The organism is Stenotrophomonas sp. C9D9 (assembly GCF_056491205.1).
In genome coordinates this window covers 1861243-1886787 of the sequence record NZ_JBSZIF010000004.1, presented here as the reverse complement: position 1 = coordinate 1886787, position 25545 = coordinate 1861243, and the positions used below count along the sequence as shown (strand labels likewise).

24 protein-coding genes and 1 pseudogene are annotated in these 25545 nt (G+C 67.6%); 9 read left to right on the top strand and 16 right to left on the bottom strand.

Going from position 1 to position 25545, the window contains the following annotated elements; translation table 11 throughout:
• Window positions 1-37: 37 nt before the first annotated feature.
• Both ACXI0D_RS14040 and ACXI0D_RS14035 read right to left on the bottom strand, forming a co-directional pair.
• Window positions 38-412, bottom strand: coding sequence for a hypothetical protein (locus ACXI0D_RS14040; RefSeq protein WP_014038687.1), 375 nt, complete (start codon window positions 410-412; stop codon window positions 38-40).
• Window positions 409-1380, bottom strand: coding sequence for a hypothetical protein (locus ACXI0D_RS14035; protein WP_049443247.1), 972 nt, complete (start codon window positions 1378-1380; stop codon window positions 409-411). The genes ACXI0D_RS14040 and ACXI0D_RS14035 overlap by 4 nt, the downstream gene beginning before the upstream one ends.
• 164 nt (window positions 1381-1544) lie before the next feature.
• Between ACXI0D_RS14035 and prmA the strand changes: the two genes are divergently transcribed.
• The 3 genes from prmA to fis all read left to right on the top strand — a co-directional run bounded on the left by prmA (window position 1545) and on the right by fis (window position 3666).
• Window positions 1545-2465 carry a 50S ribosomal protein L11 methyltransferase gene (gene prmA / locus ACXI0D_RS14030; RefSeq protein WP_049443246.1) on the top strand — a complete coding sequence of 307 codons (921 nt, stop codon included), beginning with the start codon at window positions 1545-1547 and terminating at the stop codon, window positions 2463-2465.
• A 42-nt stretch (window positions 2466-2507) separates the two neighbouring features.
• Complete coding sequence (locus tag ACXI0D_RS14025; RefSeq protein ID WP_049443245.1) at window positions 2508-3275, top strand: DUF3426 domain-containing protein; 768 nt, start codon at window positions 2508-2510, stop codon at window positions 3273-3275.
• A gap of 115 nt (window positions 3276-3390) precedes the next feature.
• Window positions 3391-3666 (top strand): DNA-binding transcriptional regulator Fis, encoded by a 276-nt coding sequence (fis, locus tag ACXI0D_RS14020; protein WP_005419706.1) that lies wholly within the window; start codon window positions 3391-3393, stop codon window positions 3664-3666.
• Window positions 3667-3855: 189 nt separating this feature from the next.
• On the opposite strand, the gene ACXI0D_RS14015 is transcribed toward fis, so the two are convergent.
• Genes ACXI0D_RS14015 through ACXI0D_RS13990 form a run of 6 tightly spaced genes read right to left on the bottom strand, consistent with a single transcriptional unit; the run spans window position 3856 to window position 9656 of the window.
• A complete protein-coding gene (locus tag ACXI0D_RS14015) occupies window positions 3856-4851 on the bottom strand; it encodes a phosphatidate cytidylyltransferase (RefSeq protein ID WP_049446524.1) in 996 nt (331 codons plus the stop codon).
• The gene (locus ACXI0D_RS14010) at window positions 4848-5477 is read right to left on the bottom strand and encodes a lysophospholipid acyltransferase family protein (protein ID WP_014038692.1); all 630 of its coding nucleotides are present in this window, start codon (window positions 5475-5477) and stop codon (window positions 4848-4850) included. Before ACXI0D_RS14010 ends, ACXI0D_RS14015 begins: the two co-directional genes overlap by 4 nt.
• A 13-nt stretch (window positions 5478-5490) precedes the next feature.
• Entirely contained in the window at window positions 5491-5928 is a 438-nt protein-coding gene (locus tag ACXI0D_RS14005) for a hypothetical protein (protein ID WP_101766174.1), read from the bottom strand.
• On the bottom strand, window positions 5925-7229 hold the full coding sequence (locus ACXI0D_RS14000) for a phosphatase PAP2/dual specificity phosphatase family protein (protein ID WP_197622209.1): 1305 nt from the start codon (window positions 7227-7229) through the stop codon (window positions 5925-5927). The genes ACXI0D_RS14005 and ACXI0D_RS14000 overlap by 4 nt, the downstream gene beginning before the upstream one ends.
• A gap of 23 nt (window positions 7230-7252) precedes the next feature.
• The gene (locus ACXI0D_RS13995; protein WP_101766176.1) at window positions 7253-9004 is read right to left on the bottom strand and encodes a bifunctional alpha/beta hydrolase/class I SAM-dependent methyltransferase; all 1752 of its coding nucleotides are present in this window, start codon (window positions 9002-9004) and stop codon (window positions 7253-7255) included.
• A 34-nt stretch (window positions 9005-9038) separates the two neighbouring features.
• Window positions 9039-9656 (bottom strand): CDP-alcohol phosphatidyltransferase family protein, encoded by a 618-nt coding sequence (locus ACXI0D_RS13990; protein ID WP_049446509.1) that lies wholly within the window; start codon window positions 9654-9656, stop codon window positions 9039-9041.
• Between the two features lie 223 nt (window positions 9657-9879).
• Between ACXI0D_RS13990 and purH the strand changes: the two genes are divergently transcribed.
• The 3 genes and pseudogenes from purH to purD all read left to right on the top strand — a co-directional run bounded on the left by purH (window position 9880) and on the right by purD (window position 13701).
• Complete coding sequence (gene purH / locus ACXI0D_RS13985) at window positions 9880-11463, top strand: bifunctional phosphoribosylaminoimidazolecarboxamide formyltransferase/IMP cyclohydrolase (RefSeq protein ID WP_049446506.1); 1584 nt, start codon at window positions 9880-9882, stop codon at window positions 11461-11463.
• 16 nt (window positions 11464-11479) lie between these two features.
• Complete coding sequence (locus ACXI0D_RS13980; protein ID WP_479642708.1) at window positions 11480-12358, top strand: hypothetical protein; 879 nt, start codon at window positions 11480-11482, stop codon at window positions 12356-12358.
• Window positions 12359-12416: 58 nt separating this feature from the next.
• A pseudogene (gene purD, locus ACXI0D_RS13975) lies at window positions 12417-13701 on the top strand (phosphoribosylamine--glycine ligase).
• Between the two features lie 123 nt (window positions 13702-13824).
• Here purD and ACXI0D_RS13970 read toward each other — a convergent pair.
• The 8 genes from ACXI0D_RS13970 to rhlB form a co-directional block, all read right to left on the bottom strand.
• Window positions 13825-14157, bottom strand: coding sequence for a helix-turn-helix domain-containing protein (locus ACXI0D_RS13970; RefSeq protein ID WP_014038700.1), 333 nt, complete (start codon window positions 14155-14157; stop codon window positions 13825-13827).
• A complete protein-coding gene (locus ACXI0D_RS13965) occupies window positions 14141-14530 on the bottom strand; it encodes a type II toxin-antitoxin system RelE/ParE family toxin (RefSeq protein WP_110713939.1) in 390 nt (129 codons plus the stop codon). Before ACXI0D_RS13965 ends, ACXI0D_RS13970 begins: the two co-directional genes overlap by 17 nt.
• Before the next feature lie 171 nt (window positions 14531-14701).
• Window positions 14702-15577: an RNA polymerase sigma factor RpoH gene (rpoH, locus tag ACXI0D_RS13960; RefSeq protein WP_006473441.1), complete on the bottom strand. Its 876-nt coding sequence runs from the start codon at window positions 15575-15577 to the stop codon at window positions 14702-14704.
• Window positions 15578-15855: 278 nt separating this feature from the next.
• A complete protein-coding gene (ung, locus tag ACXI0D_RS13955; RefSeq protein WP_005419723.1) occupies window positions 15856-16569 on the bottom strand; it encodes a uracil-DNA glycosylase in 714 nt (237 codons plus the stop codon).
• The gene (locus ACXI0D_RS13950) at window positions 16566-17408 is read right to left on the bottom strand and encodes a response regulator (protein WP_049424094.1); all 843 of its coding nucleotides are present in this window, start codon (window positions 17406-17408) and stop codon (window positions 16566-16568) included. The genes ung and ACXI0D_RS13950 overlap by 4 nt, the downstream gene beginning before the upstream one ends.
• Window positions 17409-17415: 7 nt before the next feature.
• On the bottom strand, window positions 17416-18363 hold the full coding sequence (gene ftsX, locus ACXI0D_RS13945) for a permease-like cell division protein FtsX (RefSeq protein ID WP_014038703.1): 948 nt from the start codon (window positions 18361-18363) through the stop codon (window positions 17416-17418).
• 3 nt (window positions 18364-18366) lie between these two features.
• Window positions 18367-19053 (bottom strand): cell division ATP-binding protein FtsE, encoded by a 687-nt coding sequence (gene ftsE / locus ACXI0D_RS13940; RefSeq protein WP_005419728.1) that lies wholly within the window; start codon window positions 19051-19053, stop codon window positions 18367-18369.
• 159 nt (window positions 19054-19212) lie between these two features.
• Window positions 19213-20934 carry an ATP-dependent RNA helicase RhlB gene (gene rhlB / locus ACXI0D_RS13935; protein ID WP_479642707.1) on the bottom strand — a complete coding sequence of 574 codons (1722 nt, stop codon included), beginning with the start codon at window positions 20932-20934 and terminating at the stop codon, window positions 19213-19215.
• 510 nt (window positions 20935-21444) lie between these two features.
• Between rhlB and trxA the strand changes: the two genes are divergently transcribed.
• The 3 genes from trxA (at window position 21445) to ACXI0D_RS13920 (ending at window position 25538) form a co-directional block, all read left to right on the top strand.
• Entirely contained in the window at window positions 21445-21774 is a 330-nt protein-coding gene (gene trxA / locus ACXI0D_RS13930) for a thioredoxin (protein ID WP_005411275.1), read from the top strand.
• Window positions 21775-22002: 228 nt separating this feature from the next.
• Entirely contained in the window at window positions 22003-23754 is a 1752-nt protein-coding gene (rho, locus tag ACXI0D_RS13925) for a transcription termination factor Rho (protein ID WP_014038707.1), read from the top strand.
• Window positions 23755-23963: 209 nt separating this feature from the next.
• On the top strand, window positions 23964-25538 hold the full coding sequence (locus ACXI0D_RS13920) for a sensor domain-containing diguanylate cyclase (protein ID WP_049447297.1): 1575 nt from the start codon (window positions 23964-23966) through the stop codon (window positions 25536-25538).
• The last annotated feature ends 7 nt before the right edge of the window (window positions 25539-25545 follow it).

The following is a 25545-nucleotide window of genomic DNA, read 5'->3' as shown; positions in this document are numbered from 1 at the left end:
GCACAGCCGGGGCCTGCCCGGCTCTACCCAGGCAGGCTCAGCGCGCGTCCGCCGCCGTCGCCGGGATCTGCGAGTTGGCCAGCGGCCGCACGCCATTGGGCGAGGTGGGGTCGACGATCACCATGGTTTCGGTGGAACCATCGGGCCACACCACCTGGAAGGTGCTGCCGGCCGGCAGTGAAGCGAATGGCATGCCACTCTGCGCGCGATAGACCGCAGCGACCTGGCTGGCACCGGCACGGCGCACGTCTTCCTGCGCCTTCACCGTGGTCAGCTCCACCTTCGACAGATGCCGGTAGCGGTCCTCGTAGGTATCGATCATCAGCAGGCCGACCGCGCCGGCCGAGTAGGCCACGAACAGCGCCACCCAGAACCAGAACTTGGCCCCATGCAGGAATCGACGGTAATTCATCGCCCGTCCCTCTTTCCAACCAATCGCTTGATCCATTCCTTCATTTTCCCAGCACCTTGCCGCGATACCGCAGCGTCATACACGAAATCCCGGAAATCCTGCGCTCCATCCTGCGAACAGATCCCTCCGTTCGCACAAAAATTGTTGACCAGCACGCTGTCCGCTCCACAGGCTAGACCGAGTTCACAGGCCGCAAGCCGCCATGCAAGTTCACTGAGCTGCTCGCCCGCCACCAGGCCGTCAAGCGCGCGGTCACCGGCAGCACGCACGCCCATGGCCGGCGCGATGGCCATGTAGGCCTCCGGGTCGCGCGAGGTGCGCACGCGCTCGACCAGGTCGCGACGGTATTCGGCACTGTCTTTCAGCGGCTCACCTTCGGCGAACAGCGCTGCTTCCGCGGCCAGGTTGCCCTGTGCGGCCGCTTTGCGGCGCTCGGACAGCACCAGCGCCGCACCCAGCTTGTCGCCCGGCACGAATCCGCCGCAGCGCTGCGCCACGCGCTCACGCGCCTCGATCATCGCCGGCGCCGCCGTCAGGCCCAACCCACTCAGTACGTTGTTGTCCAGGCGGTAGCCGCCCGGATCGAGTGCGTACTGCGCGCAATAGTCATAGACGCGGCTGAGCATCCAGCGCGCCTCGTGATTGCCGTTGTCGGCCTGTGCGCGCAGGCGCTGGGCGTAGGCATACAGGTCGCTGGCATCTTCGATGTCGGCGCGCAGGTCCAGCGGCAGGCCCGACGGCAGCGTGTTGCCGCGCTCGAAGGCCGCAAGCCGCCGCGCCAGTGCTTCCGGCACCGCCGGCAGCGGCGCTCCGCTGTCATGGCTGGCCACGGCCAGCGGCAGGTCCGGCGACGCCGACGGCGATGCCTCGCCCGCAGCATGGCCGCTGGCCCGATACCCGGCCACGCCCAGCACGGCCACCGCCGGCAGTACGAGCAACCAGGTTTTCAGGGTCGGAGCGAAGGCCATCGGCGGGTGTGAGCGTTCACGGCACACAGGAAAGCGCCGAGTTTAGCAAGGCCTGACAGGCCTGTCTGAACTGCCCCCGTTCATCTCAAGGCAGCATCTCAGGCAATACGGAGACGCCCCGATGGTCTAGCATGGCCCCCTTTCCCGCGACTGTCCCCACCGCCATGCCGTTCCTGGAACTGACCCTGCGCTGCACCGAAGCCACCCAGCCCCGCTATGAAAATGCGCTGGAGGACGTCGGCGCACTGGCCGTGACCCTGCTCGATGCCGAAGCCGACACCAGCAACGAACAGGCCATCCTCGAACCCGGCGTGGGTGAAACGCCGCTGTGGGACACTCTGGTGCTGAGCGCGCTGTTCCCCGCCGACAGCAATGCGCTGCTGCTGCTGGCCGCACTGGAATCCTTCGACCCGGAGCTGGACTGGAGCAATGGCAGCTTCCGCGCGGTCGAAGACGAAGACTGGGAACGCGCCTGGCTGGACCAGTTCCAGCCGATGGATTTCGGCAGCCGTACCTGGATCGTGCCGTGGAACCATGAACTGCCGGACGCCGCGCAGGCCGCCGATGCCGCCGTGGTGCGGCTGGACCCGGGCCTGGCCTTCGGCTCGGGCACCCACCCGACCACCGCCCTGTGCCTGCGCTGGCTGGACCAGCTGGCCGTGGAGGGCCAACTGCAGGGCCAGCGCGTGCTCGACTTCGGCTGCGGCTCGGGCATCCTCGCGCTGGCCGCACTGAAGCTGGGCGCCGCCGAAGCGATCGGCGTGGACAACGACCCGCAAGCGTTGGTCGCCACCGCCGACAATGCCGAGCGCAATGGCGAGCAGGCCCGCATGCATGTGTACCTGCCGCAGGACGAACCGGTCGCCACCTATCCGATCGTGGTCGCCAACATCCTCGCCTCGGCGCTGGATGCGCTGGCCGAACTGCTGGCCGCACGCGTCGCCGCCGGCGGTCGCATCGCCCTGTCGGGCATCCTGCATGGCCAGGAAGGCGAACTGCTGCAGCGCTATGCCGCGTGGTTCGACGATCTGCAGGCCACCCAGGATGGCGACTGGATGCGCATCACCGGCGTACGCCGCGCCTGATCGTGATTGAATGACTGCTGGATCCGAGCCCGCGCCCTGAGCATGTCCGAGCCGAACCCGCCGCGCCGCCCTTTGGCCACCTTCCTGCGCCCCACGTCGGAAGGCGAGGCCGCACCTGCGACCGATGCGCACACGCCCGACCCGGCGGTGCATGACATCCCTGCCGCGGAGAGCGGCGATCCGGGCGATCCGATCGACGCGGCGTTGCCGCCAATGGCGGAGACGCGACAGATCGATGACACCGTCATCCTCGACAAAGCGGCCGTGATCGAACCCGTCCCGGCCGCGCAGGCCGTGGCCGGCGATGCGCCGAGCTTCCTGGGCACTTCGCGGCCGCGCACGCTGCCGACGCCGCGCTGGCACTGGGTGCTGGTCGCCGGGCTGGCACTGTTGCTGGTACTGCAGAGCGTGCTGGCCGATCGTGCGCGACTGGCCGCCGACGCCGGCAACCGCGCCTGGCTGGGCGCGTTGTGCGGCGCACTGCGCTGCAGCCTGCCGGCCTGGCACGAGCCCACCGCGTTCACCATGACCAGCCGCGAAATCCGACCGCTGCCGGGCCAGGCCGGCGTGCTGCAGGTGCAGGCCAGCATCCGCAACGATGCGCGCTGGGCACAGGCCTGGCCGGACCTGCGCCTGTCGCTGTCCGATGCCGATGGCCGGGTGATCGGCAGCGGCGTGTTCGCACCGGCGCAGTACCTCGGCGAGGCCCCCGGCGCGGCCCTGCTGGAACCAGGCCAGAGTGCGCGCATCGCGTTCCGCGTGCAGGAGCCTGCCGCGTCCACCGTCGCATTCACCTTCGACTTCCTCTGACCAGGGTAGAGGCGACCAGCCGTGGCAGGTCGGGCACGCTCGCGCTAGACTGGCCGCCACCACCTCGTCCGGCCGCGCGCTCCGCGCGCACGGGCCAACCAGATCGGGAACCCCCTTGAACGCTGTCCTCTCTCGTCCTGACAACAGTCGTGGCGCTCCCCGGCCACCGCTGCGTGAACACGTCGCCCAGTCCGTGCGCCGCTACCTGCGTGACCTCGATGGCTGCGACGCGGACGATGTCTACGAGATCGTTCTGCGCGAGATGGAAATCCCGTTGTTCGTGGAAGTGCTCAACCACTGCGAAGGCAACCAGAGCCGTGCCGCCGCGATGCTGGGCATCCACCGCGCCACCCTGCGCAAGAAGCTGAAGGAATACGGCATCAGCGCGTAAGCGCGCGCGGGTAGTGCCGGCCGCTGGCCGGCAACCCCATGAACGATGGCAGGATGTTGCCGTTGCCGGCCAGCGGCCGGCACTACCGGCTCCAGTAGATCCACGCCATGCGTGGATGCCACCCCGGCGATCAACCGCCCCGCCCCGTCCAGTAGATCCACGCCATGCGTGGATGCAGCCCCCGCGGAATCAGCCGCCGCCGCCCGCCTTCCAGTAGTACCGCACCACATGGAAGAACACCGGCGCGGCGAAGCACACCGAATCCAGCCGGTCGAGCATGCCGCCATGCCCCTCGATCATGTGGCCCCAGTCCTTGATGCCGCGGTCGCGCTTGATCGCCGACATCACCAGGCCGCCCCAGAATCCCATCAGGTTGATCAGCAGCGACAGGCCGAACGCCTGCAGCGGCGTGAACGGGGTGATCCACCACAGCGCCGCCCCCAGCGCGCTGGCGCTCAGCACGCCACCCACGAAGCCCTCCACCGTCTTCGACGGCGACAGCTTCGGCGCGATCAGGTGCTTGCCCAGCAGCTTGCCCCAGATGTACTGCAGCACGTCCGAGGACTGCACCACGATCACCAGGAAGGCGAACAGCAACACGTTGCGCGACGGGTCATGGCCGGGCACGTGCAGGTTCAGCAGCAGCGGCACGTGCGAGATGCAGAACACGCAGATCATCAACCCCCACTGCACCTTCGCCGTGCGCTCCAGGTAGTGCGTGGTATCGCCACCAATGGTCGACAGGATCGGCAGGAACAGGAACGCATAGACCGGGATCAGCAGCGTGTACATGCCGTACCAGTCGATCCACACCAGGTAGTACTGCCAGGGCAGCACGATGTAGAACGCGGCCAGCAGCGCGTAGTAGTCGCCGGAACGGGTCGGCGCCAGGGTGATGAACTCGCGCAGCGCGAACAGCGAGATGATCGCAAACAGCACGATCACCCCGGCACGGCCGAAGAACAGCGCCAGCCCGACCACGATCGCCATCACCCACCACGCGCGGATGCGCGAGACCAGGTTTGCGATCACCGCGCTGGGCCGCCCACGCTGGCGCCAGCGCAGGGTCTCGGCCACCAGCGTGGCCAGCACCAGCACCGCGCCGACACCGGCGAACAGCAGGCCGGTCTGCTGGCCCACGCTGCGCGCTGCCAGGTCGCCGGACACATCCATCAGATAACTCATGCGCGCCCTCCATTAGGCGCCAGGTCCAGCAGCGCCTGCCGGCTGCGCGCAAGGAACGCAGCCTTATCCTCGTCGGCCTGCAACCGCAGCGGCGTGCCGAAGGTGGCCGTGCACAGCAGCGGCAGCGGCAGGAACCGGCCCTTCGGCATCACCCGCTTCAGGTTGTCGATCCACACCGGCACGAACTCCAGTTCCGGCCGTTGCCGCGCCAGGTGGTAGATGCCGCTCTTGAACGGCAACAGCGGTTCATCGCCGACATTGCGCGTGCCTTCCGGGAACAGGATCAGCGAGCAGTCTTCATCCACCGCATCGCGCAGTACCTGCAACGGGTCCTGCTGGCGATGACCGGCCTCGCGCTCGACCAGCACACCGTTGAACACCGCATCGATCAGGTAGCGGCGCAGGCCGTCGCGCTGCCAGTACTCGGCTGCGGCAACCGGGCGCACCTGGCGCCGCAATGCCGGTGGCATCGACGACCAGATCAGTACGAAGTCACCATGGCTGGCGTGGTTGCCGTAATACACGCGGCGCTCGCTGGACGGCGCGCAGCCGATCCACAGCGCGCGCGCACCGGTCACCACATGGATCGCGCCACTGCAGGCGCGGGCAATCAGTTCGGCGAACATCAGCTCCTCCCGTTCACGTCTGCGGCCACACCACGGCCAGCACCAGCAGCACCACCTGCACCGCTGTCAGCAGGTACTGGCGCAGCAGCAGGCGGCGCATGCCGGCCCAGCGCAGGTCCCAACCGCGTAGCGGCGCGTCGGGCGCGGCGCGGCGCAGGCCACTGTCGTGCAGCAGCTGGTCGGTACGGCGCGCAGCGGCGTCACCCTCCAGGCCTTCATCGCGCAGCAGCTGCAGCAGGCTGGCATCCAGCCCGACCCGCCATGCGTGGTAGGCCTGTGCGAGCCCGACGACGACGCTGACCAGCAGCAGGCCGGCAGCAACCATCGCCAGGTCCGGCTCGGTGCCAAGCAGCAGCAACGCCACCAGCAACAGGCCCAACGACAGCAACGCCGGCCAACGGCCCTGCCGCAGCAGCAGCTGCATGGTCGCCAGATCGGGAACCGTACTCACGTGCGTGCTCCCGCTGCAGCAGTGATGGCATGCAGATGCGCCGCGCCCAGCACGATACCGGGACGTGCCGCGCGCACGATCGCCACCGCGGCATCGGTATCGGCGGCACGACCACTGCGCAGCAGCCAGGCCGCCACACTGGCAGCACTGCGCGAATAGCCCAGCGCGCAACACACCAGCAGCGGCCCCTGCATGCGCAGGCGCTCGATCGCCTCGGTCGCCGCGCGCAGCTGTTCCGGCGTGGGCACTACCAGGTCCAGCATCGGCACGCTGGCATACGCCGCGCCCGGTGCACGACAGGACAGTTCAGCACAGGCATCGACCACGCCGACCAAGGGGGCTGGCAACGCAGCACAGGGAATGCGCCCCAGCCACACGCCATCCATCACCGGCACCGGCTGTGGCGCACGCCGCGTCCACAGCCGCGAATTGATCCATGCCGCGCCCAGGTACGGCGCCAGCAACCAGCGCGCCGCCATGGTCAGGCGCCCATCAGCGCGCTTCTGGAACACCACCGTGCCCAGCCCGGCATAGGCCAGCGCTACCAGCAGCAGCGACACCACCGGCCACAGCAGCCACAACGCCGCGCCACGCAGAAGCACCACCGGTACCAGCAATACAGCGGCCCCCAGCAGGTACAGCGCTGCCAATCGCCAACGTTTGGCATCACGCACGGTGCGCCAGGCGCGCAATGGCGGCGTGCCCTGCTCCGGCCACAGCCAGACGCACAGCCAACCGGCCAGCAGGCCGGTCGGGATATCAATGAAATGATGCTGGAACGTGGTCAGCACCGAGACACCGATCAGCAGCGCCCACACATGCAGCACCCAACGCCAGGCACCCTGCAGGTACTGCGCGAATTTCACCCACAACACGATCAGCAGCACGATGTGCAGCGACGGCGCCTGATTGAACGGCTTGTCGAAGCCCAGCAGCACATCGAACAGCCAACCGAACACGCCGCCGATCTCCGGCCGCTCGAAGCTGAAGCGCAACGGCCACAGCAGGAAGCAGCTCACGGCGATCAGCTGTGCACTGAACAGCCGCAGCGCGTGCCGGTCCAGTTCCAGCCGACGCCGGCACAGGAAGAACGAGATCGCGTAGAACAGGTCGATCGACCAGTACGGCACGATCGTCCAGGGCACGAACGGAATCTGCGTTTCCCATCCGAACGCCATCACCGGCAGTTCGGCATGGCGGCCGGCCATCCAGTTGGCGAAGCCATAGCTGGCGAAGAAGAACGGGCCCAGCAGCGCCAGCCACAGCAGGGCGCGCCGCCAGGGGCGCCCTTCCGCGGCCAGCGGGGTTGCAGCGAGCGTCGCCATCACGCGGTCCGGCGAGCCAGCGACACGGTGAAGATGCCGAAGTCATCGATGCGCTGCGCCACCTTCTCGAACCCGGCCAGGCGCACCAGCTCATCCATTTCCTGCTGGGTACGGCGGCGCATCACCCACGCTGCGCCACCCCGGTGGCTGGTCAATGCGCGTGCGATGAACTCCAGCTGCGGGTGCCAGGGCTGGCCGGTGTAGGCCAGGTAGCCACCCACCGGCACCGTTGCGGCGATGCCCTGCAGCGAGCGCAGCACGGCGTCGTTGTCGGGGAACAGTTCGTACAGGCCGGACACCACCGCCAGCGTGGGCGACGGATCGACCTTGGCCAACTGCGACGGATCGAACGCATCGCCCTGCTCGAAGCGTGCGATGTCGGCCGCACCGAGGCGCTCGATCAACGCCTGGCCCTGGGTCACGTTCAGATCACTGAAGTCGCGCAGCACGATGCGGTCGGCGCGCTGCTCGCCCTGGCCCAGCGCTTCCAGCACATAGCGGCCATGGCCGGCAGCCACATCCAGCACGCGCACCGGCGTGCCCTGCCCGCGCAGGCGCTGGGCAGCGTCGCGCAGCAGTTCCTGCAGGTGCTGGCCGCGAATGCGGATGCCGCGCCAGCCGATCGCATCCAGATAGTTGCGGTCGACCATCCGCCCCAGCGGGCCCTTGCCACGCGCTTCGTTGCGATAGATGTAGTCCAGCGTGCTGCCCGAATCGAAACCGGTCTGCAGTCCCAGCGCGATGCCTTCGGACAACGTACCGCCGAAACGCAGGCCGCCACGTACCACGCGCCAGCGCAGGTCGGCCAGGCTGTTACGCTCCGGTGGCCACGCCAGGATCTCCGATTCCTCGAAGGTCGGCCCATGGCGGTGCGCGTCGCGCCGTGACAGCTCGCGCAGCGGCTCGGCGAAACGCGCCTGGATGAAACTGCGGATGCGTGCCAGCGCAGGCGCCCGATCGCGCTCGCCCAGCGTGTCGTGGAAGAAGCCCGGCAGGTGCACGCGCTCCTTGATCGGGCTGGACAGGCGCTCGTAGAAGCGGTCCTGCGGGCCACGGTGCACGACGAAGTCCGAGCCGGACACCAGCAGCTGCACCGGCACGCTGATCGCCTGCGCATCGGCAACGATGCGGTCAGCCGCTTCGTACAGGCCCAGCAACACGCGCACCGAGATCGGCCGCGTGATCAGCGGGTCGGTGCGGTAGCTTTCCACCCGCGCCGGATCATGGGTCAGCCACTGCGGCTTGACGTAGCTGTTGACGAAGAAGTTGCCACGCAGCTTCTGCATCAAGGCCAGGCCCGGCCGCGCGAACGGCACGTACAGCTTCACCTTGAACGCCGGCGAAGCCATCACCAGCGCACGCAGGCGCGGCGCGTAATCGTGCACCCAGGTCGCGGCGACCACCGCCCCCACGCTCTGCGCGATCACCACGATGTCTTCCACCGCGATGCCATGCTCGGCGCCGATATGGGCGATGAAGCTGTCCAGGTCGCGCACCAGCGCCGGGAAGCCCGGTGCATCGCCACGCGCACCCGGCGAACGGCCATTGCCGCGCGCATCCCAGGCGAAGAAGGCGGTGTCGGGCAGGTCCAGCTCATCGACCAGGTGGGTGACACGCCCGGAGTGCTCGTGGCCGCGGTGCAGCAGCACGATGGCCTTGGTGGCCGGCGTTGCGGTGGTGCCCGCCCAGTACCGGTAGAACAGCGGTACCTGGTCGAAGCTGTGGAATTCCCGTTCCTGCGCCTGACGCATGCAATCTCCTGATTGTCTTTTTGTATCTGCTTGATTAATTCGGCGAAACCGCCGATTCCCGCAGTCCGCGACGGACCCGGTTGATCATGGTCAGCATGCACAGCGCCGCCATGGCCGCGGCCACGCCAGTGACCGTCATCGCGCCAACCCACTCAAACGCCAGCAGCAGGCCCAGCGCACCGATCACGAACGCGCGGTCGCTCTTGCCCATCGGGCCGTCATAGCGGCGGCTGGCAGCGACCATCAGCCCCAGCACGCCGGCGTACTCGCTCAGGGCCGCCGTCCAGGCCAGCAGCCACAGCGCCTCCGGGCGTACGCCCGGCACGCTGAGCAGGCTCAGGTACAGCGCCGCGTCGGCGATCACATCGCACAGCTCGTTCAGGTAGGCGCCCAGCCGCGACTGCTGGCCGAACTCGCGGGCCAGCATGCCGTCCACGGCGTTGAGCGCCATGCGCAGCAGCATCCACAGCGGCAGCAGCAGGTACAGCAGGGGCTGGGCCGGCGCGCAGCACCAGACGGCGGCGGCCACCAGCAGCGAGACCACGGCGGCGGCCACGGTCACCGCGTTGGCGGTGATTCCCATGCGGTACAGACCGCGTACGGCCGGACGCAACAGGTCCTGGAAACGTCCTTTCAATGCATAGATCGACACGATCTGTACCCGCTAATCCTTGGCAGTGCGGGCACAGCCTACCCCATCGTCGACAGATTCCGGCAACCCGGCTCCGGCCCGCAGCCCCGCCACCGGATCCGGTCGGATCGATGTGCCTGACGCGGCCATGCACCGATTGCCGAGGCCAATTACCCCTTCCAGCGCCCGCCACCGGCCCCCACCGCCTACAATATCGGCCCCGCTCCGCTGCCGATTCTGTCCCATGACTGCTGATCTGTTGCCCGTCCGCCGGGCCCTCCTCTCCGTTTCCGACAAGACCGGCCTGGTCGAGCTGGCCACTGCGCTGGCGGCACGCGGCGTGGAGCTGCTGTCCACCGGCGGCACCGCCAAGGCGATCCGCGATGCGGGCCTGGCCGTGAAGGACGTGGCCGAGGTCACCGGATTCCCGGAAATGATGGACGGCCGGGTCAAGACCCTGCACCCGATGGTGCATGGCGGCCTGCTGGGCCGTTCGGGCCTGGATGATGCAGTGATGGCCGAGCACGGCATCGGTGCCATCGACCTGCTGGTGCTGAACCTGTACCCGTTCGAGTCGGTCACCGCCAAGGCCGACTGCACCCTGGCCGACGCGGTCGAGAACATCGACATCGGCGGCCCGGCCATGCTGCGCTCGGCGGCCAAGAACTTTGCCCGCGTGGCAGTGGCCACCGACCCGTCGCAGTACGCCGAGCTGCTGGCCTCGCTGGAGGCCAACAACGGCCAGCTGACGGCTGCCACCCGCTTCGCGTTCTCGGTGGCCGCGTTCAACCGCGTCGCCCAGTACGATGCGGCGATCAGCAACTACCTGTCGGCGGTCACCGCCACCGACGCCGCGGTGCCGGCCCGTGCCGAGTACCCGGCGCAGATGAATTCCACCTTCGTGAAGGTGATGGACCTGCGCTACGGCGAGAACCCGCACCAGAGCGGCGCGTTCTACCGCGACCTGTACCCGGTGCCGGGCACGCTGGCCACCTTCCAGCAGCTGCAGGGCAAGGAACTGAGCTACAACAACCTGGCCGATGCCGATGCGGCGTGGGAATGCGTACGCCAGTTCGATGCGCCGGCCTGCGTCATCGTCAAGCACGCCAACCCATGCGGCGTGGCCGTCGGTGCTGGCAACGGCGATGCCTACGAGCTGGCCTACGCCACCGACCCGACCAGCGCCTTCGGCGGCATCATCGCCTTCAACAAACCGCTGGACGCCGCCACTGCCAAGGTGATCCTGGACCGCCAGTTCGTCGAAGTGCTGATTGCCCCGGACTACGAGCCGGCTGCGCTGGAATACGCGCAGAAGAAGGCCAACGTGCGCGTGCTGCGCATCCCGCACGGCGATGGCCTGAACAACTTCGACAGCAAGCGCGTCGGCTCGGGCCTGCTGCTGCAGTCGTCGGACAACCGCGGCATGACCCGTGATGAACTGAAGGTGGTCAGCAAGCTGGCGCCGACCGACAAGCAGTTCACCGACCTGCTGTTCGCCTGGAAGGTGGCCAAGTTCGTGAAGTCCAACGCGATCGTCTATGCCAAGGACAACCGCACCATCGGTGTCGGTGCCGGCCAGATGAGCCGCGTGTACTCGGCCCGCATCGCCGGCATCAAGGCCGCCGATGCGAACCTGGTAGTCGAGGGCTCGGTGATGGCCTCCGACGCGTTCTTCCCGTTCCGCGACGGCATCGACGCCGCCGCTGCCGCCGGCATCAAGGCGGTCATCCAGCCGGGCGGTTCGATGCGCGATGCCGAAGTGATTGCCGCCGCCGACGAACATGGTCTGGCCATGGTGTTCACCGGCGTGCGCCACTTCCGCCATTGATCCTGGAGCGACACGGATGTCCACAGTTTCGATGAAATCGCTGGCCGCCCTCGCCCTCGCGGGTGCGGCCGTGCTGGCGGGCTGCAAGCCTGCTGCCGAGCCCAGCACGGGCCCGAAGGCAGATGCGCCGCCGGTGGCCCCCGCCTCACCGGCGCAGCATGTCAGCCGCACCGCACGGCTGCAGGCCTTCCTGGTCCAGCGCTACGGCAGCAACGCCAAGCTCTCCGGTGAATGGCGCGGCAGCTGGACCGACGATGGCGACACCCATGCGATGGACTGGCAGGTCTGCGCGGAACAACCGGTGGTGAGCGGTGACAGCTGGCAACAGCTGCTGGCCGTGTGCGGTGCGCTGGTCGATGGCGCGCACATCGACCCGGGAACCATCGAGTTCTTCGTGCTGCGCCCGAATGGCGAGGGCTTTGAAGTGGCCAGCGAACTGACCGGCCAGCGCTTCGGCAGCGGCGGCCAGCCCGGCACCGCCAGCATCATCCGCGCCGGCAGCGACTTCTATGGTTTCCGCGTCGAGGACGGCTGGTTCGGGCAGGGTTTCTCGTTGCTCTCGCAGTCGCTGATCCTGCCGGGCCCGAACGGCCTGGTGGCCAGTGGCAGCGTGCGTAGCCATATCGACAATGACGCCCAGTACGAGTGCGACACGGTCCATGCCAGCACCGACCCCGACACGACCAACGACTGCCGCACCCGCCGCTTCAGCATCGATTTCGCCCTGCGTTTCGACGACAGCGACCGCAGCGCGCGCGTCTGGCCACTGCTGATCGAGGAAACCGGAATCACCTGTGGTGGCAAGCAGGTCCGGCAGCAGCACCGCTTTACCCTGGACCCGAAGACCTGGGCCTACTCCTTCCCCGAATCGCTGCGACGCGAAGGCTGCGAGTGAACCACGCGCGCCGCCGGGGATATCGATCCTCCCTTCCCACGCAATCTGGAATCTCGTGATGAACGTACTTGTCATGCGCATCGGCGGCCGCGAACACGCCCTGGCATGGAAGCTGGCCCAGTCCTCCCGTGTCACCGAAGTGATCGTGGCGCCCGGCAACGCCGGCACCGCCAGCGAAGACAAGTGCCGCAACGTGGCGGTCAGGGTCACCGATATCGACGGCTGGTCTGGCGCTGGCCCAGGCTGAAGGCGTGGCGCTGACCGTGGTCGGCCCGGAAGTACCGCTGGTGGCCGGCGTGGTCGACCGCTTCCGCGCCGCCGGCCTGCGCATCTTCGGGCCGACCGCCGCTGCCGCGCAGCTGGAAGGCAGCAAGGCCTACGCCAAGGACTTCCTGGCCCGCCACAACATCCCTACCGCGTTCTACGCCGTGCACAGCGACGTGGACGCTGCGCTGGCCTACGTGCGCAAGAAGGGCGCACCGATCGTGGTCAAGGCCGATGGCCTCGCCGCCGGCAAGGGCGTGATCGTCGCAATGACGTTGACCGAAGCCGAAGACGCGGTGCGAGACATGCTCTCCGGCAACGCGTTCGGCGATGCCGGCGCACGCGTGGTGATCGAGGAATTCCTCGACGGCGAGGAAGCCAGCTTCATTTCGATGGTGGACGGTGTGCATGCGCTGCCGATGGCCACCTCGCAGGACCACAAGCGCGTCAGCGACGGCGATACCGGCCCGAACACCGGCGGCATGGGCGCCTATTCGCCGGCCCCGGTGGTGACGCCGGAGGTGCATGCACGCGTGATGCGTGAGGTGGTGAACCCCACCGTGCAGGGCATGATCGCCGACGGCATCCCGTTCACCGGCTTCCTCTATGCCGGCCTGATGATCGACGCCAGCGGCGCACCGAAGGTCATCGAGTTCAACGTGCGCTTCGGCGACCCGGAAACCCAGCCGGTGATGCTGCGCCTGCAGTCGGACCTGGTGGAGCTGGTGGAAGCCGCCATCGACGGCCGCCTGGACCAGGTAGAAGCACAGTGGGATGCACGCCCGTCGCTGGGCGTGGTGCTGGCCGCGAAGCCCTACCCGGAAGCGCCGATCACCGGCGACGTGATTTCCGGCCTGGACGACGTGCCGGCCAGTGCCAAGGTGTTCCATGCCGGCACCGCGCTGGACGCGCAGGGCCAGGTGGTCAGTGCCGGCGGCCGCGTGCTGTGCGTGGCGGCGCTTGGCTACAGCGTGCGCGATGCGCAGGCAAAGGCCTATGCCGGCGTGGCCAAGGTGACCTGGGCCAACGAATTCCACCGCACCGACATCGGCTGGCGCGCGATCGCACGCGAGGGCTGAGGTCCGGCGCCGCAGCCACGCATGGCGTGGCTCTACAGGCGCCACACCGCCGGGGTAGATCCACGCCACGCGTGGATTGAACACCTCGGAAAAGCAAAGGCCCGGCAGAACCGGGCCTTTGCTTTACAGGACTGCTTCGAGTCCCTTCCGATCAATCAGGTTCAGCAACTTCAGTGATGGTCCGCTGGGCTTCTTCTCGCCCTGTTCCCAGCTGCGTACGGTGGAAACGCTGGTATTGAGAACTCCAGCAAAGACCGGCTGACTGAGCTGCAATGACGCACGCAGGGCACGGATCTGGGCACTGCTGTATTCAGGGACCGGCTCAAGGCAAAGCGCTTCGTAGCTGCTCAATCGACGTTTATCGATGAAGCCATGTGCGTGCAGACTCACAGCCGCATCATGCACCGCCTCAAGAAGCGCACTTTTCGCGCGCCGTCGCTCAGGGGTCTTCGTCATGGCTGATCTCCTGTAGATCCCCGTACTGCACGGCACGATTCAGCTGCGCCGTACTCATTTTCAAGAACTCCGATGCGTACAGCTGCAGCGCATCGCGTTCCGCATTCGTGATTGCAGCACGTTCATTCTTCTCGTAGCCGAAAAGGAAGAACCAATGCCCGCCTCGCTGTGTGGCGACGATGGTTCGGACGCTCCCACGCTTTCCTCGCCCCGGCAAGGCAACGCGCTTCTTGAAGATTCCGCCGCCAAGATCAGCATCCACCAGACCCCCTTCCATTTCACGTACCGACCGGTACAGCGCAGCGTCGGACAGGGTGGTCCTGCGCATGCTGCGATTGAAACTTCGTGTGCGGAAGACGCGTGGCATGATCATACCGTGCCACTGCGTGGTACGGCGTGAACATCAGCATCCAGCACATGATCCGGTCGGCGCAATCACCGCTTTGGCGTCAGACTAGAGCCACGCCATGCGTGGATGAGAACGCCACCAAAAAGAAAAAGCCCGGCAATGCCGGGCCTTTTCATCGCTTCAACGCCACCCCGCTTACGCGGTGAACAGCGCCTTCATCTTCTTCAGCGCATTCGCTTCAACCTGGCGGATGCGCTCGGCCGACACGCCGTACTCGTCGGCCAGCTCCTGCAGCGTCACCTTGCTGTCCGCGTCCAGCCAGCGACGGCGGATGATGTCGCGCGAGCGGGCGTCCAGCTCGGCCAGGCCTTCGCGCAGCAGCTGCATCTGGTTGTCTTCGCTGTCGGCACGTTCGTAGGCCATCGACGGGTCTTCATCGTTGGCGACCAGGAACGCAGCCGGCGACGGCGGCGCGTGCTCGTTGTCCTCGTCGGTCGGCGCATCGAAACCGATATCGCGACCGGACAGGCGCGACTCCATTTCCATGACCTCGCGCTCGGACACGTTCAGGTCCTTGGCCACCGCGCTCACCTCAGCCGCGTTCATCCAGCCCAGGCGCGTCTTCGACTTGCGCAGGTTGAAGAACAGCTTGCGCTGCGCCTTGGTGGTGGCGACCTTCACGATGCGCCAGTTCTTCAGGATGAACTCGTGCATCTCGGCACGGATCCAGTGCACGGCGAAGGAGACCAGGCGCACGCCCATGTCCGGGTCGAAGCGCTTGACCGCCTTCATCAGGCCGATGTTGCCTTCCTGGATCAGATCGCCCAGCGCAAGGCCGTAGCCGTTGTAGCCGCGGGCCACGTGCACCACGAAGCGCAGGTGCGAATGCACCAGCTCGCGGGCGGCGTCCAGATCGTTACCGTCGCGGAAGCGACGGGCCAGGTCCTGTTCGTCATCGACCGACAGCACCGGGATCTGGTGCACGGCACCGATGTAGGCGTCCAGCGAACCGAGCGCACTGGGAATCGGGAGATTGTTTGCCACAAGGGCAGTAGAGGTGTTCTGGCTCATAGGCACCCATCTTAGCAGTCCGGCATTTGGACTGCTAAAGGAGGAAAAAGTTCCAGCGTCCCATTGATGCAACACTGGTCCCAAACAGAGCCCTACCGTAGCGCGATTTGATGACAGTGGCGAGCATGCTTTTCGGGATTCACAATCCCTTGGAATTCAAGCAATTACCTACTGGAAACCGGCCAATTCCGGTCAAGCGGAGCTGAACGGGCCGTCCGCAGGACCCATTCAGGCCCGGAAACGTTGCCCGGCGTTCAGCCCCGGTCACCCACCGGCGGTCAGAGCGCCGAGCGTGGCGGCAGCGACCAGTCGATCGGGGCCTGGCCGCGGCGCTGCAGGTACTCGTTGGCCATCGAGAAATGCCGGCAGCCGAGGAAGCCACGGTGGGCCGACAGCGGCGACGGATGCGGCGACTTCAGCACGCGGTGGCGGCGGGTATCGATGACCTTGCCCTTCTGCTGCGCATAGGCGCCCCAGAGCATGAACACCAGCCCTTCGCGCTCGCGGTTGAGCACGTCCACCACGTGGTCGGTGAAGCCTTCCCAGCCACGCCCCTGGTGCGCACCGGCCTTGCCCTCCTCCACCGTCAGCACCGCATTGAGCAGCAGCACGCCACGCTGCGCCCACGGGATCAGGCAGCCGTGGTCCGGACGCGGGATACCGAGATCGCTCTCGATCTCCTTGTAGATGTTCAGCAGCGACGGCGGCACCGGCACGCCCGGCGGCACCGAGAAACTCAGGCCGTGCGCCTGCCCGCGGCCGTGGTACGGGTCCTGCCCGAGGATGACCACCTTCACCTGCTCGAAAGGCGTGGCGTCGAACGCGGCGAAGATCTGCGGGCCGGGCGGGAACACCGCCGCGCCACTGGCCTTGCGCTGGCGCAGGAAGCTGGACAGCTCGCGCATCTGCGGCTGCAACAGGTAATCGCCGACATGCTGCTTCCAGCTCGGTTCCAGCTGGATCGTCGGGGTGTCGGCTACTTCATCCATCATCGCAACAGAGGTCCATCGTTCAATCGGGCCAGCCGCAGCTGGAACAGCACCTTGGTGACCAGCAGCCGTTCTTCGATCGGCTTGAGCACCAGGTCGTTGGCACCGGACTGCAGCAGCCCGGTCTGGTTGTGCGGATTGCCATCGCCGGTCATCACCAGCACCGGCAGGCGGCGCTTGCCGTAGCCGAAGTCCACGCGCACGCGCTGCACCACGTCGCGACCGCTCAGTTCGCCCTTCAGGGTGACGTCGGTCAGCACCAGGTCGATGCGGTGGCGACTGCGGCCCAGCGACTCGGCGGTGAGCAGGGTGAACGCTTCTTCGGCGCTGACCACGTGCAGCACGTTCAACTGCTGGCGTTCCAGCATGCGCTTGGTGGCCTCGGCCACCACGCGGCTGTCCTCGATATAGAGGATGGTGGCGCCGGGAATGGTCTGCGGCTGCACGTAGCCGCGGATGAAGGTCGCCAGTGCCTCGTGGCCCAGCGCCTTGTCGAAATAGTCGGTGACGTACTCGGTGAAGCGGCGCTGCTCCAGGTGCTGCTGGGCATCGCCGGAGACCACGATCACCGGCACATAGGCCTGGCCGGCCGCTTCGCGCACCATCCGCGCCAGCGCCAGGCCGTCGCCATCGCGCAGGGTCAGCGAGGTCGTCACCAGGTCCACCGGGCCCTGCGCCAGCGCCTGCTGCGCATCCTCGATGCTGTCGCAGCCGATCACCTCCACGCCCGGCAGGTCACGCTGCAGGACGTCGGCGATCAGCTTGCGCACCAGCTTCGAACCATCGACCACCATCACCCGCGTCGCGGGCCCTTCAAGGTGCTTCAGCGCTTGCGGTTGCATGCCGGTCTCAGGTGTCGGTCGGGCGGGTCTGGCGGAGGAAGTGGCCGGTGACCAGCCAGGCGCCCAGCCAACCCAGCAGCAGCGTGCCGAGCAGGACCAGGCCGCCATGCAGCAGGTCCAGGCCGTGCAGTACGAACGGGCTGCCATAACTGCGCGAGAGTTCGGCCAGCGGCATGCGCAGGGCGGCACCGGCGGCGCCGATCAGGGCCAGCGCCACCGCGCCGGCGCCCAGGCCGTACCACGCGCCCAGGTACAGGAACGGGCGACGGATGAAGCCATCGCTGGCGCCGAGCAGCTGCAGCACGCCGATCTCTTCGCGGCGGGCCTGGATGTCCAGGCGTACCGTGTTGCCGACCACCAGCGCGGCACCCACGCCGAGCAGTACCGACAGCACCTGCACCAGCCGCGCGCCGAAGGCCAGCCAGGCATCCAGGCGCTGGCGCCACAGCGCATCGTGCTGCACCAGGTCGGCCTCGGGCAGGCTTTCCAGCGCGCGCGCCAGGCGTGCGTCATCCTTGCCCTGGCCGGGGGTGATCACCAGCAGCGAGGGCAGCGGATTGTCGTTGAGTGCGTCGATGGCCTCACCGAGGCCGGCATCGCGCAGTTCCTGCAGGCCCTGCTCCGGCGTGCGCACGTTCACTTCGGCCACGTCGTCGCGGTCGCGCAGCTGGCCCGCCAGGCGCAGCGCGCCGGGCCCATCCACGTTGCCCTTCAGGAACACGTTGATGTCGCGCGACTGCTGCACGCTGCCGGCGAACTGCTTGAGGTTGTCCAGCGCGATCGACAGCCCCAGCGGCAGGGCCAGTGCCAGCGCCATGACCATCACCGTCAGCAGGGTCGCCCACGGCTTGCGGCAGGCGCGGCCCAGGCTGAACACCACGCTGTGCACGTGGTGCTGGAACCAGACACCCACACGCGAGGGGGCGGCGGCTTCGCTGTTTTCGTTCTTCGCCATCGGTTACTCCGCCAGGTCCTGCGGCGAGATGTCATCCACCAGCCGGCCGTGGTCGAGGATCAGCACGCGCTTGCGCATGCGGCGCAGCAGCGGCAGGTCGTGACTGACCACCAGCACGCTGGTGCCGCGCGAGGGCAGCTCGGCGAACAGGGCCATGATCTCCGCCGCCAGGGTAGGGTCGAGGTTGCCGGTCGGCTCATCGGCCACCAGCAGCTTGGGCTCACCAACGATCGCGCGCGCGATGCCGACGCGCTGCTGCTCGCCGGCCGACAGCTGCGAAGGCAGCGCCTTCTCGCGGTGGCCCAGGCCCATCCGTTCCAGCACCGAGCGCACGCGCTTGTTGATGTCGCCACGGCGGGTACCGCGCAGGATCAGCGGCAGCGCCACGTTCTCGGCGATCGAACGGTCCATCAGCAGGCGGTGGTCCTGGTAGACCGCCCCCACCGCGCGTCGGTGGCGGGGCACGTCGCCACCGCGCACCTTCAGCAGGTTGCGCTCGTCGAACACCACCGCGCCGCGGCTGGGCCGCTCGTCCAGGTGGATCAACTTGAGCAGGGTGCTCTTGCCCGCACCGGAATGGCCGGTGACGAACAGCATCTCGCCCGGCGCGACCTCGAAGCTGACATCGGTCAGCGCCTCGTGGCCACCGGCGTACTGTTTGCTGACATTGTCGAAGCGCAGGACACTCATGCCCCGATTATGCAGGAGCGGCGCGACGTCGTGGAGCCGGTCGCGCGATCGGTAGTGCCGACCGCTGGCCGGCAGCTGTGTGGGTTGCCGGCCAGCGGCCGGCACTACCCCCACCCCATGGGGCAGTGCGGACCAAGGTCCGCACCCACCATCGGCGGCTTAGTTGCCCGACAGCATCCGGCGGATCTTGCGGCCGATGCGGGTCAGGAACGAATCGCCGGTATCGGCCGCCGTGCGCACCGGCTTGGCCACCACCTGCACCGGGGTCACCGGGCTGGCGCCGTTGCCGGCGTTGGCCTGCACGCCCTCGCCACCCTCGACCGGACGGCCGTGGCGACGACGACGGCGCTTGCGCGGCTTGCGTTCGCCATCCACGGCACCTTCCGGTGCACCCTCGGCACGCGGCGGGCGCGGCGGACGCGGGGCCTGGGCGACAGCGGCTTCAGCACCTTCGGCCGGGGCAGTTGCGGCCTGCTCACCTTCCACGCGCGGCTTGCGCGGGCCACGCGAACGGCGCTCGCCGCTGCGCTCACCGTCGCGACGCTCGCCACGGCCACCGCCGGAGCGGCCTCCACTGCGACCACCACCACGACGCTCTTCTTCGGCGGCACGGGCTTCGCGCGCTTCACGGAAGATCTGGCCGACGCTCTCGTTCTCCTCACCTTCCTCGCCAGCGGCCGGGGCCGGGCGTTCCGGGCGCGGCAGCGGGGTCAGCAGTTCCTTGGTGACCGGCTCGGACGGGATCTTCTGCTCGATGTAGGCCTCGATGTCCGGCAGGCCCATGGCGTAGCGTTCGCAGGCGAAGCTGATCGCATCACCCTCTTCGCCCAGGCGCGCGGTACGACCGATGCGGTGCACGTAATCTTCGGCGTCGAACGGAAGGTCGTAGTTGTAGACGTACTTGATGCCGTCGATATGCAGGCCGCGCGCGGCGACGTCGGTGGCCACCAGGATCTCCAGCTGGCCCTTCTGGAAGCGGTTGAGCAGGCTCTCGCGCTTCTTCTGCGGCACGTCGCCGGACAGCACGCCGACGCGGTAGCCGGCCTTTTCCAGCGAACGGGCGACGCGCTCGACGAACACCTTGGTATTGACGAACACCATGGTGCGCGCGCCTTCGCTGCGCGACAGCAGGCCCAGCAGCAGCGGGATCTTCTCGTCGTCGGCCGGGAAGTAGATGCGCTGGCGCACGCGGGCAGCGGTGATGGTCTCGGCTTCGACCACCAGCTTCTGCGGCTCGTTCATGTGCTCGTAGGCCAGCTCCAGCACGCGATGGCTGAGGGTGGCGCTGAACAGCAGGGTCTGGCGGATGGTGCGTTCCGGCATGCGGCGCAGCAGGAAGCGGATGTCCTTGATGAAGCCCAGATCGAACATGCGGTCGGCTTCGTCCAGCACGCAGATCTCGCAGGCGTGCAGCGAAACCACCTTGTGCTGCTTGACGTAGTCGATCAGGCGGCCCGGGGTGGCGATGATCACGTCCACGCCCTGCTGCAGCAGCTCGCGCTGCTTGTCGTAATCCACGCCGCCGTAGACCAGCGCGAAACGCAGGCCCAGGTCGGAACCGAACTTCACCGCATCCTTGTGGATCTGGATGGCCAGTTCGCGGGTCGGGGCAAGGATCAGCGCGCGCGGATCTTCCGGCTTGCGGTCGGCCAGGGCCGGGCGGGTCAGCAGGCGGTTCACGACAGCGACCAGGAAGGCCAGGGTCTTGCCGGTGCCGGTCTGGGCCTGGCCGGCAACATCACCACCGGGCAGCGCGACCGGCAGGGTCAGCGCCTGGATCGGGGTGCAGCGGGTGAATCCGGCTCCTTCAAGGCCGGCCTGCAGGGCCGGATGCAGCTCGAAGGAGGAGAAGGTCAAATCGGTCAGCGGTTTGTCGCTCATGAGTCCGTCTTGGTATGGCCGCCGGCCCGTGGGGCGGCTGGCACTTCATCGTCTAGGGGCACCGTCGCAAACTGCGGCCCCTGCGGCGGGTTGGCAGGCTGGGACCACCCGGTCCGCGCGCCGCACAATGCCCCAGTTTAACGCACTCGGGCAGGCAAACCGGAATGACCCGTCTCATAAAGTCAAGAGACGGCGCCCTTCACCCAGCCACACCGGACTTGAACGGCCTGCCCGGGGTCGCTGGTGTTGCCCACTGCCAGCCCCATGTACAGGAAGACAGTGAAATCCGACACATACCGGCCATCGAAGCGATCACGATACGCTGGGTTCCAGCCGGCGCCTGTCCCTGCCCTGCGATAGGGGTACACTGCCGGCCGTGAGCGTCCAGGCATCCCGCCGAACGCACCGCGGCAGTGCGCCGCGAGGCAACGACGAGGGTCGCGCCACCGGGCATGGCCCAGTTCACCCACCTCCGGCATCGCCGGGTGCAATCCAAGACGAGAAACCAAGATGAGCGACAAGGTTGTACATGTCGGCGACGCCGACTTTGATAGCGCAGTGCTGAATTCCAAGGAACCGGTGCTGGTCGATTTCTGGGCCGAGTGGTGTGGCCCCTGCAAGATGATCGCCCCGGCGCTGGACGAACTGGCCGATGCCTACCAGGGCCGCGCCAAGATCGCCAAGGTCAACGTCGACCACAACCGCGCGCTGGCCGCCAAGTACCACGTGCGTTCGATTCCGTACCTGGTCGTGTTCAAGGACGGCGAGAAGGTCGGCGAGCAGATCGGTGCGGTGGGCAAGGCCCAGCTGGCCGGCCTGCTGGACAAGGCCCTGGCCTGATCCCGTTGTTCCCGGCAGCCGCCGCCCCGCGGCTGCCGGCGGGCGCCCCGCGTCCATCATGAATGCTGTTCCCGGCGACCCTTGCAAGCCGCCGCAGGCCGATGATAGTGTCGGCATATCCGGCCGCGTTCGCGTGCCGCACCCTCTGGACGCAGTTTCTTCCAGACCCATTCCCAACGTTCGCCGCCCCAGCCGGGCGCTCGCACCTTCAAGCGAGGAATAACGCTCTTGTCCGATAACACTTCCGAAACCGGCAGCGCCGATGCGCCCGCCGAAAAGCGCGTGCGCAAGCCCCGCGTGAGCAAGGCCGCCGCCCCGGCAGCCGCCGAAACCAGCGCCGCTCCGGCGCAACCGACCCTGCCGCTGGCAGCCGCGCCCGAAGCGCCGGCACCGGCTGCAGCCGCCCCCGCGCCGAGCGCGCCTGCCACTGAAGCCCCCGCCTCCGGCGGCGGTGAGGGTGGCGAAGGCCGCGAATCCGGACAGCGCCAGCAGAACCACCAGGGCGGTGGCCAGAACCAGGGCCAGGGTCAGGGTCAGAACAACAACCCCTACAACCAGAACGGCCAGCAGGGCCAGGGCAATCGCCGCGACCGTTTCCGCAACCGTCGCGACCGTGACCGCAACCGCGGTGGCCGTGATGACGGCATGCCGCAGGACGGCGGCGAGCAGCAGCCCTTCGTGCCGCGCCCGCACGCCAACGTGCCGGAAGGCTTCCCGGTCTACTCGCTGAGCGACCTCAAGCGCATGCCGGCACAGAAGCTGCTGGAAATCGCCGAGCAGCTGCAGATCTCCGAAGGCGTGGCCCGTGCCCGCAAGCAGGACGTGATCTTCGCCCTGCTGAAGGTGCTGACCCGCCACGGCGACGGCGTTGCCGCCGATGGCGTGCTGGAAATCCTGCCGGACGGCTTCGGCTTCCTGCGCGCGGCCGAAGCCAGCTACCTGGCCGGCCCGGACGACACCTACATCTCGCCCAGCCAGATCCGCCGCTTCAACCTGCGCACCGGCGACCACATCTCCGGCCGCATCCGCTTCCCGAAGGACGGCGAGCGCTACTTCGCGCTGAACATCGTCGACACCATCAACGGCGAGCCGATCGAAGCGTCGAAGAACAAGGTGCTGTTCGAGAACCTGACCGCGCTGTTCCCGCGCCGCCGCTTCACCCTGGAGCGTGGCAACGGTTCGTCGGAAGACATCACCGGCCGCATCCTCGATCTGATGGCGCCGCAGGGCAAGGGCCAGCGTTCGCTCATCGTGTCCCAGCCTAAGGCCGGCAAGACGATGATGATGCAGCAGGTCGCCACGGCCATCACCACCAACCACCCGGACGTGCACCTGATCGTGCTGCTGATCGATGAGCGCCCGGAAGAAGTGACCGAAATGCAGCGCACCGTGCGCGGCGAGGTCATCAGCTCGACCTTCGACGAGCCCGCCGCGCGCCACGTGCAGGTGGCCGAAATGGTCATCGAGCGCGCCAAGCGCCTGGTCGAGCACAAGAAGGACGTGGTGATCCTGCTGGACTCGATCACCCGCCTGGCCCGCGCCTACAACAACGTGGTGCCGAGCTCGGGCAAGGTGCTGACCGGTGGTGTGGACGCCAACGCCCTGCACCGCCCGAAGCGCTTCTTCGGTGCCGCGCGCAACGTGGAAGAAGGCGGCAGCCTGACCATCATCGCCACCGCGCTGGTCGACACCGGCTCGAAGATGGACGAGGTGATCTACGAAGAGTTCAAGGGCACCGGCAACAGCGAAGTGCACCTGAGCCGTCGTATCGCTGAAAAGCGCGTGTTCCCGGCCATCGACATCAACCGTTCCGGCACCCGCCGCGAAGACCTGCTGATCGAGCCGGAGCTGCTGCAGAAGATCTGGATCCTGCGCAAGCTGCTGCATCCGATGGATGAAATGGCCGCGATGGAGTTCCTGCTGGACAAGATGAAGAACACCAAGTCCAACGACGAGTTCTTCGGTTCGATGAAGCGCTGATCCACGGCATTGCATCGAAAAGAACCTGCCGCTCGCTGCGGCAGGTTTTTTTTTGCCTGCAGGGCGACCCACTTCACTTTGCCGCCGCCGACTTTTGGCGATAATTCGCCCGATACCCTGCCCGGCCCTGCGGGCGTGGCCACCGATTCCCGCTGTCGCCCCTTCCGGAGAACCGGTCGGGTCCAGCCTCCTGCCGGATCCGTCGACGCATGCGAACGCTGTCCCCCCGCCTCAACCTGGGCAAGCTGATCCTCGCCCTGGCCCTGCTCAGCGCCATCATCGCCCTGGCCAACACCCTGCTGGCCAGCTACCGCGTGCAGCGCGACCAGCTGGTCGGCAATACCCTGGAAGCCAACCGCGTCTATGCCACCAAGCTGGCCGAGACCACCCAGAACTTCCTGCTGGCCGCACAGCAGGAGCTGGCCTACGCCGCCACCCGGCTCGGCCAGAGCGACCTGGATCCGAAGCAGGCCCAGGATGAAGCCAGCCGCCTGCAGCTGCAGACCAACAGCTTCAACTCCTCGCTGGTGGTCGACGCCGACGGCCTGGTGATCGCCACCTCGCCGCAGACCCTGCAGCTGCAGGGCGAGATCCTGCACAGCGTCGGCAACAACGCCGCACTGGCCGCGCGCCAGCCGATGATCAGCGATCCCTACCAGTCGGCCACGGGCAAACTGCTGGTCTCGCTGTCGCACCCGATCTTCGACCGCCAGGGCCGCTACCGCGGCTACGTCAGCGGCACCCTGTACCTGCGCCAGCGCAGCGCGCTGCATACGCTGCTGGGCAAGCACTACTATCGCGACGGCTCCTACCTGTACGTGGTCGACCGCCATGGCCGCCTGCTGTACCACGCCGACGGCAAGCGGGTCGGCGACTACGTGGTCGGCAACCCGGCGGTGAAGGCGGTGGTGCGCGGCGAACGCGGCGCGCAGCAGGTCCGCAACAACCTGGGCGTGTCGATGCTGGCCGGTTATGCGCCGGTACCGGCCACCGGCTGGGGCATCATCGCCCAGCGGCCGACCGAGGCCACGTTGCAGCCGCTGTCGCGGTTGATGACTGCGGTGATCTGGAACGCGATCCCGCTCGGCCTGCTGTCACTGCTGATCACCTGGTGGTTCGCCCGGCGCATCTCGATGCCGCTGTGGCAGCTGGCGCGCAACGTACAGGGCGGCGAGGACACCGGCAACGCGATCAACCACGTCAGCGGCATCCGTGCGTGGTACTTCGAGGTTGCCCAGCTGAAGCAGGCGGTCCTGCACAGCTTCAACGCCCTGCAGGACCGCATCGGTACGCTCAACCGCGCCAACCGCACCGATCCGCTGACCGGCCTGCTCAATCGCCGCGGCCTGCAGCAGGCGCTGGATGCGCTGCAGGTGCAGGGCATCCCGTTCGCGATCCTGGCGCTGGACATCGATCGCTTCAAATCGATCAACGACAGCCACGGCCATGACGTCGGCGATGCCGCCATCGTCCATATCGCCGACCAGATGCGCCGCTACTCGCGCGACAGCGACATCCTCTGCCGCGCCGGTGGCGAGGAGTTCCTGCTGCTGTTGCCGGGCATCAGTACCGACTCGGCACGCCAGGCCGGCGAGCGCCTGCGCCAGCACATCGCCGGTCATCCATTCGAGCCGGTGGGCACCATCACCGTGTCGCTGGGCGTGGCCCACTTCCCCAGCTTCCATGTCGATGCCGAGCAGGCGCTGCGGCTGGCCGACAAGGCCCTGTACATGGCCAAGGAACAGGGCCGCAACCGGGTGGTGGTCTACCCGTACGCGGACTGAGAAGCGG

Excerpts from the sequence above, each read along its gene's own strand:
- ACXI0D_RS14040 (WP_014038687.1), bottom strand. The coding sequence starts at position 412 with ATGAATTACCGTCGATTCCTGCATGGGGCCAAGTTCTGGTTCTGGGTG.
- ACXI0D_RS14035 (WP_049443247.1), bottom strand. The coding sequence starts at position 1,380 with ATGGCCTTCGCTCCGACCCTGAAAACCTGGTTGCTCGTACTGCCGGCG.
- prmA (WP_049443246.1), top strand. The coding sequence starts at position 1,545 with ATGCCGTTCCTGGAACTGACCCTGCGCTGCACCGAAGCCACCCAGCCC.
- ACXI0D_RS14025 (WP_049443245.1), top strand. The coding sequence starts at position 2,508 with ATGTCCGAGCCGAACCCGCCGCGCCGCCCTTTGGCCACCTTCCTGCGC.
- ACXI0D_RS14015 (WP_049446524.1), bottom strand. The coding sequence starts at position 4,851 with ATGAGTTATCTGATGGATGTGTCCGGCGACCTGGCAGCGCGCAGCGTG.
- ACXI0D_RS14010 (WP_014038692.1), bottom strand. The coding sequence starts at position 5,477 with ATGTTCGCCGAACTGATTGCCCGCGCCTGCAGTGGCGCGATCCATGTG.
- ACXI0D_RS13995 (WP_101766176.1), bottom strand. The coding sequence starts at position 9,004 with ATGCGTCAGGCGCAGGAACGGGAATTCCACAGCTTCGACCAGGTACCG.
- purH (WP_049446506.1), top strand. The coding sequence starts at position 9,880 with ATGACTGCTGATCTGTTGCCCGTCCGCCGGGCCCTCCTCTCCGTTTCC.
- ACXI0D_RS13980 (WP_479642708.1), top strand. The coding sequence starts at position 11,480 with ATGTCCACAGTTTCGATGAAATCGCTGGCCGCCCTCGCCCTCGCGGGT.
- ACXI0D_RS13970 (WP_014038700.1), bottom strand. The coding sequence starts at position 14,157 with ATGACGAAGACCCCTGAGCGACGGCGCGCGAAAAGTGCGCTTCTTGAG.
- ACXI0D_RS13965 (WP_110713939.1), bottom strand. The coding sequence starts at position 14,530 with ATGATCATGCCACGCGTCTTCCGCACACGAAGTTTCAATCGCAGCATG.
- rpoH (WP_006473441.1), bottom strand. The coding sequence starts at position 15,577 with ATGAGCCAGAACACCTCTACTGCCCTTGTGGCAAACAATCTCCCGATT.
- ung (WP_005419723.1), bottom strand. The coding sequence starts at position 16,569 with ATGATGGATGAAGTAGCCGACACCCCGACGATCCAGCTGGAACCGAGC.
- ACXI0D_RS13950 (WP_049424094.1), bottom strand. The coding sequence starts at position 17,408 with ATGCAACCGCAAGCGCTGAAGCACCTTGAAGGGCCCGCGACGCGGGTG.
- ftsX (WP_014038703.1), bottom strand. The coding sequence starts at position 18,363 with ATGGCGAAGAACGAAAACAGCGAAGCCGCCGCCCCCTCGCGTGTGGGT.
- ftsE (WP_005419728.1), bottom strand. The coding sequence starts at position 19,053 with ATGAGTGTCCTGCGCTTCGACAATGTCAGCAAACAGTACGCCGGTGGC.
- rhlB (WP_479642707.1), bottom strand. The coding sequence starts at position 20,934 with ATGAGCGACAAACCGCTGACCGATTTGACCTTCTCCTCCTTCGAGCTG.
- trxA (WP_005411275.1), top strand. The coding sequence starts at position 21,445 with ATGAGCGACAAGGTTGTACATGTCGGCGACGCCGACTTTGATAGCGCA.
- ACXI0D_RS13920 (WP_049447297.1), top strand. The coding sequence starts at position 23,964 with ATGCGAACGCTGTCCCCCCGCCTCAACCTGGGCAAGCTGATCCTCGCC.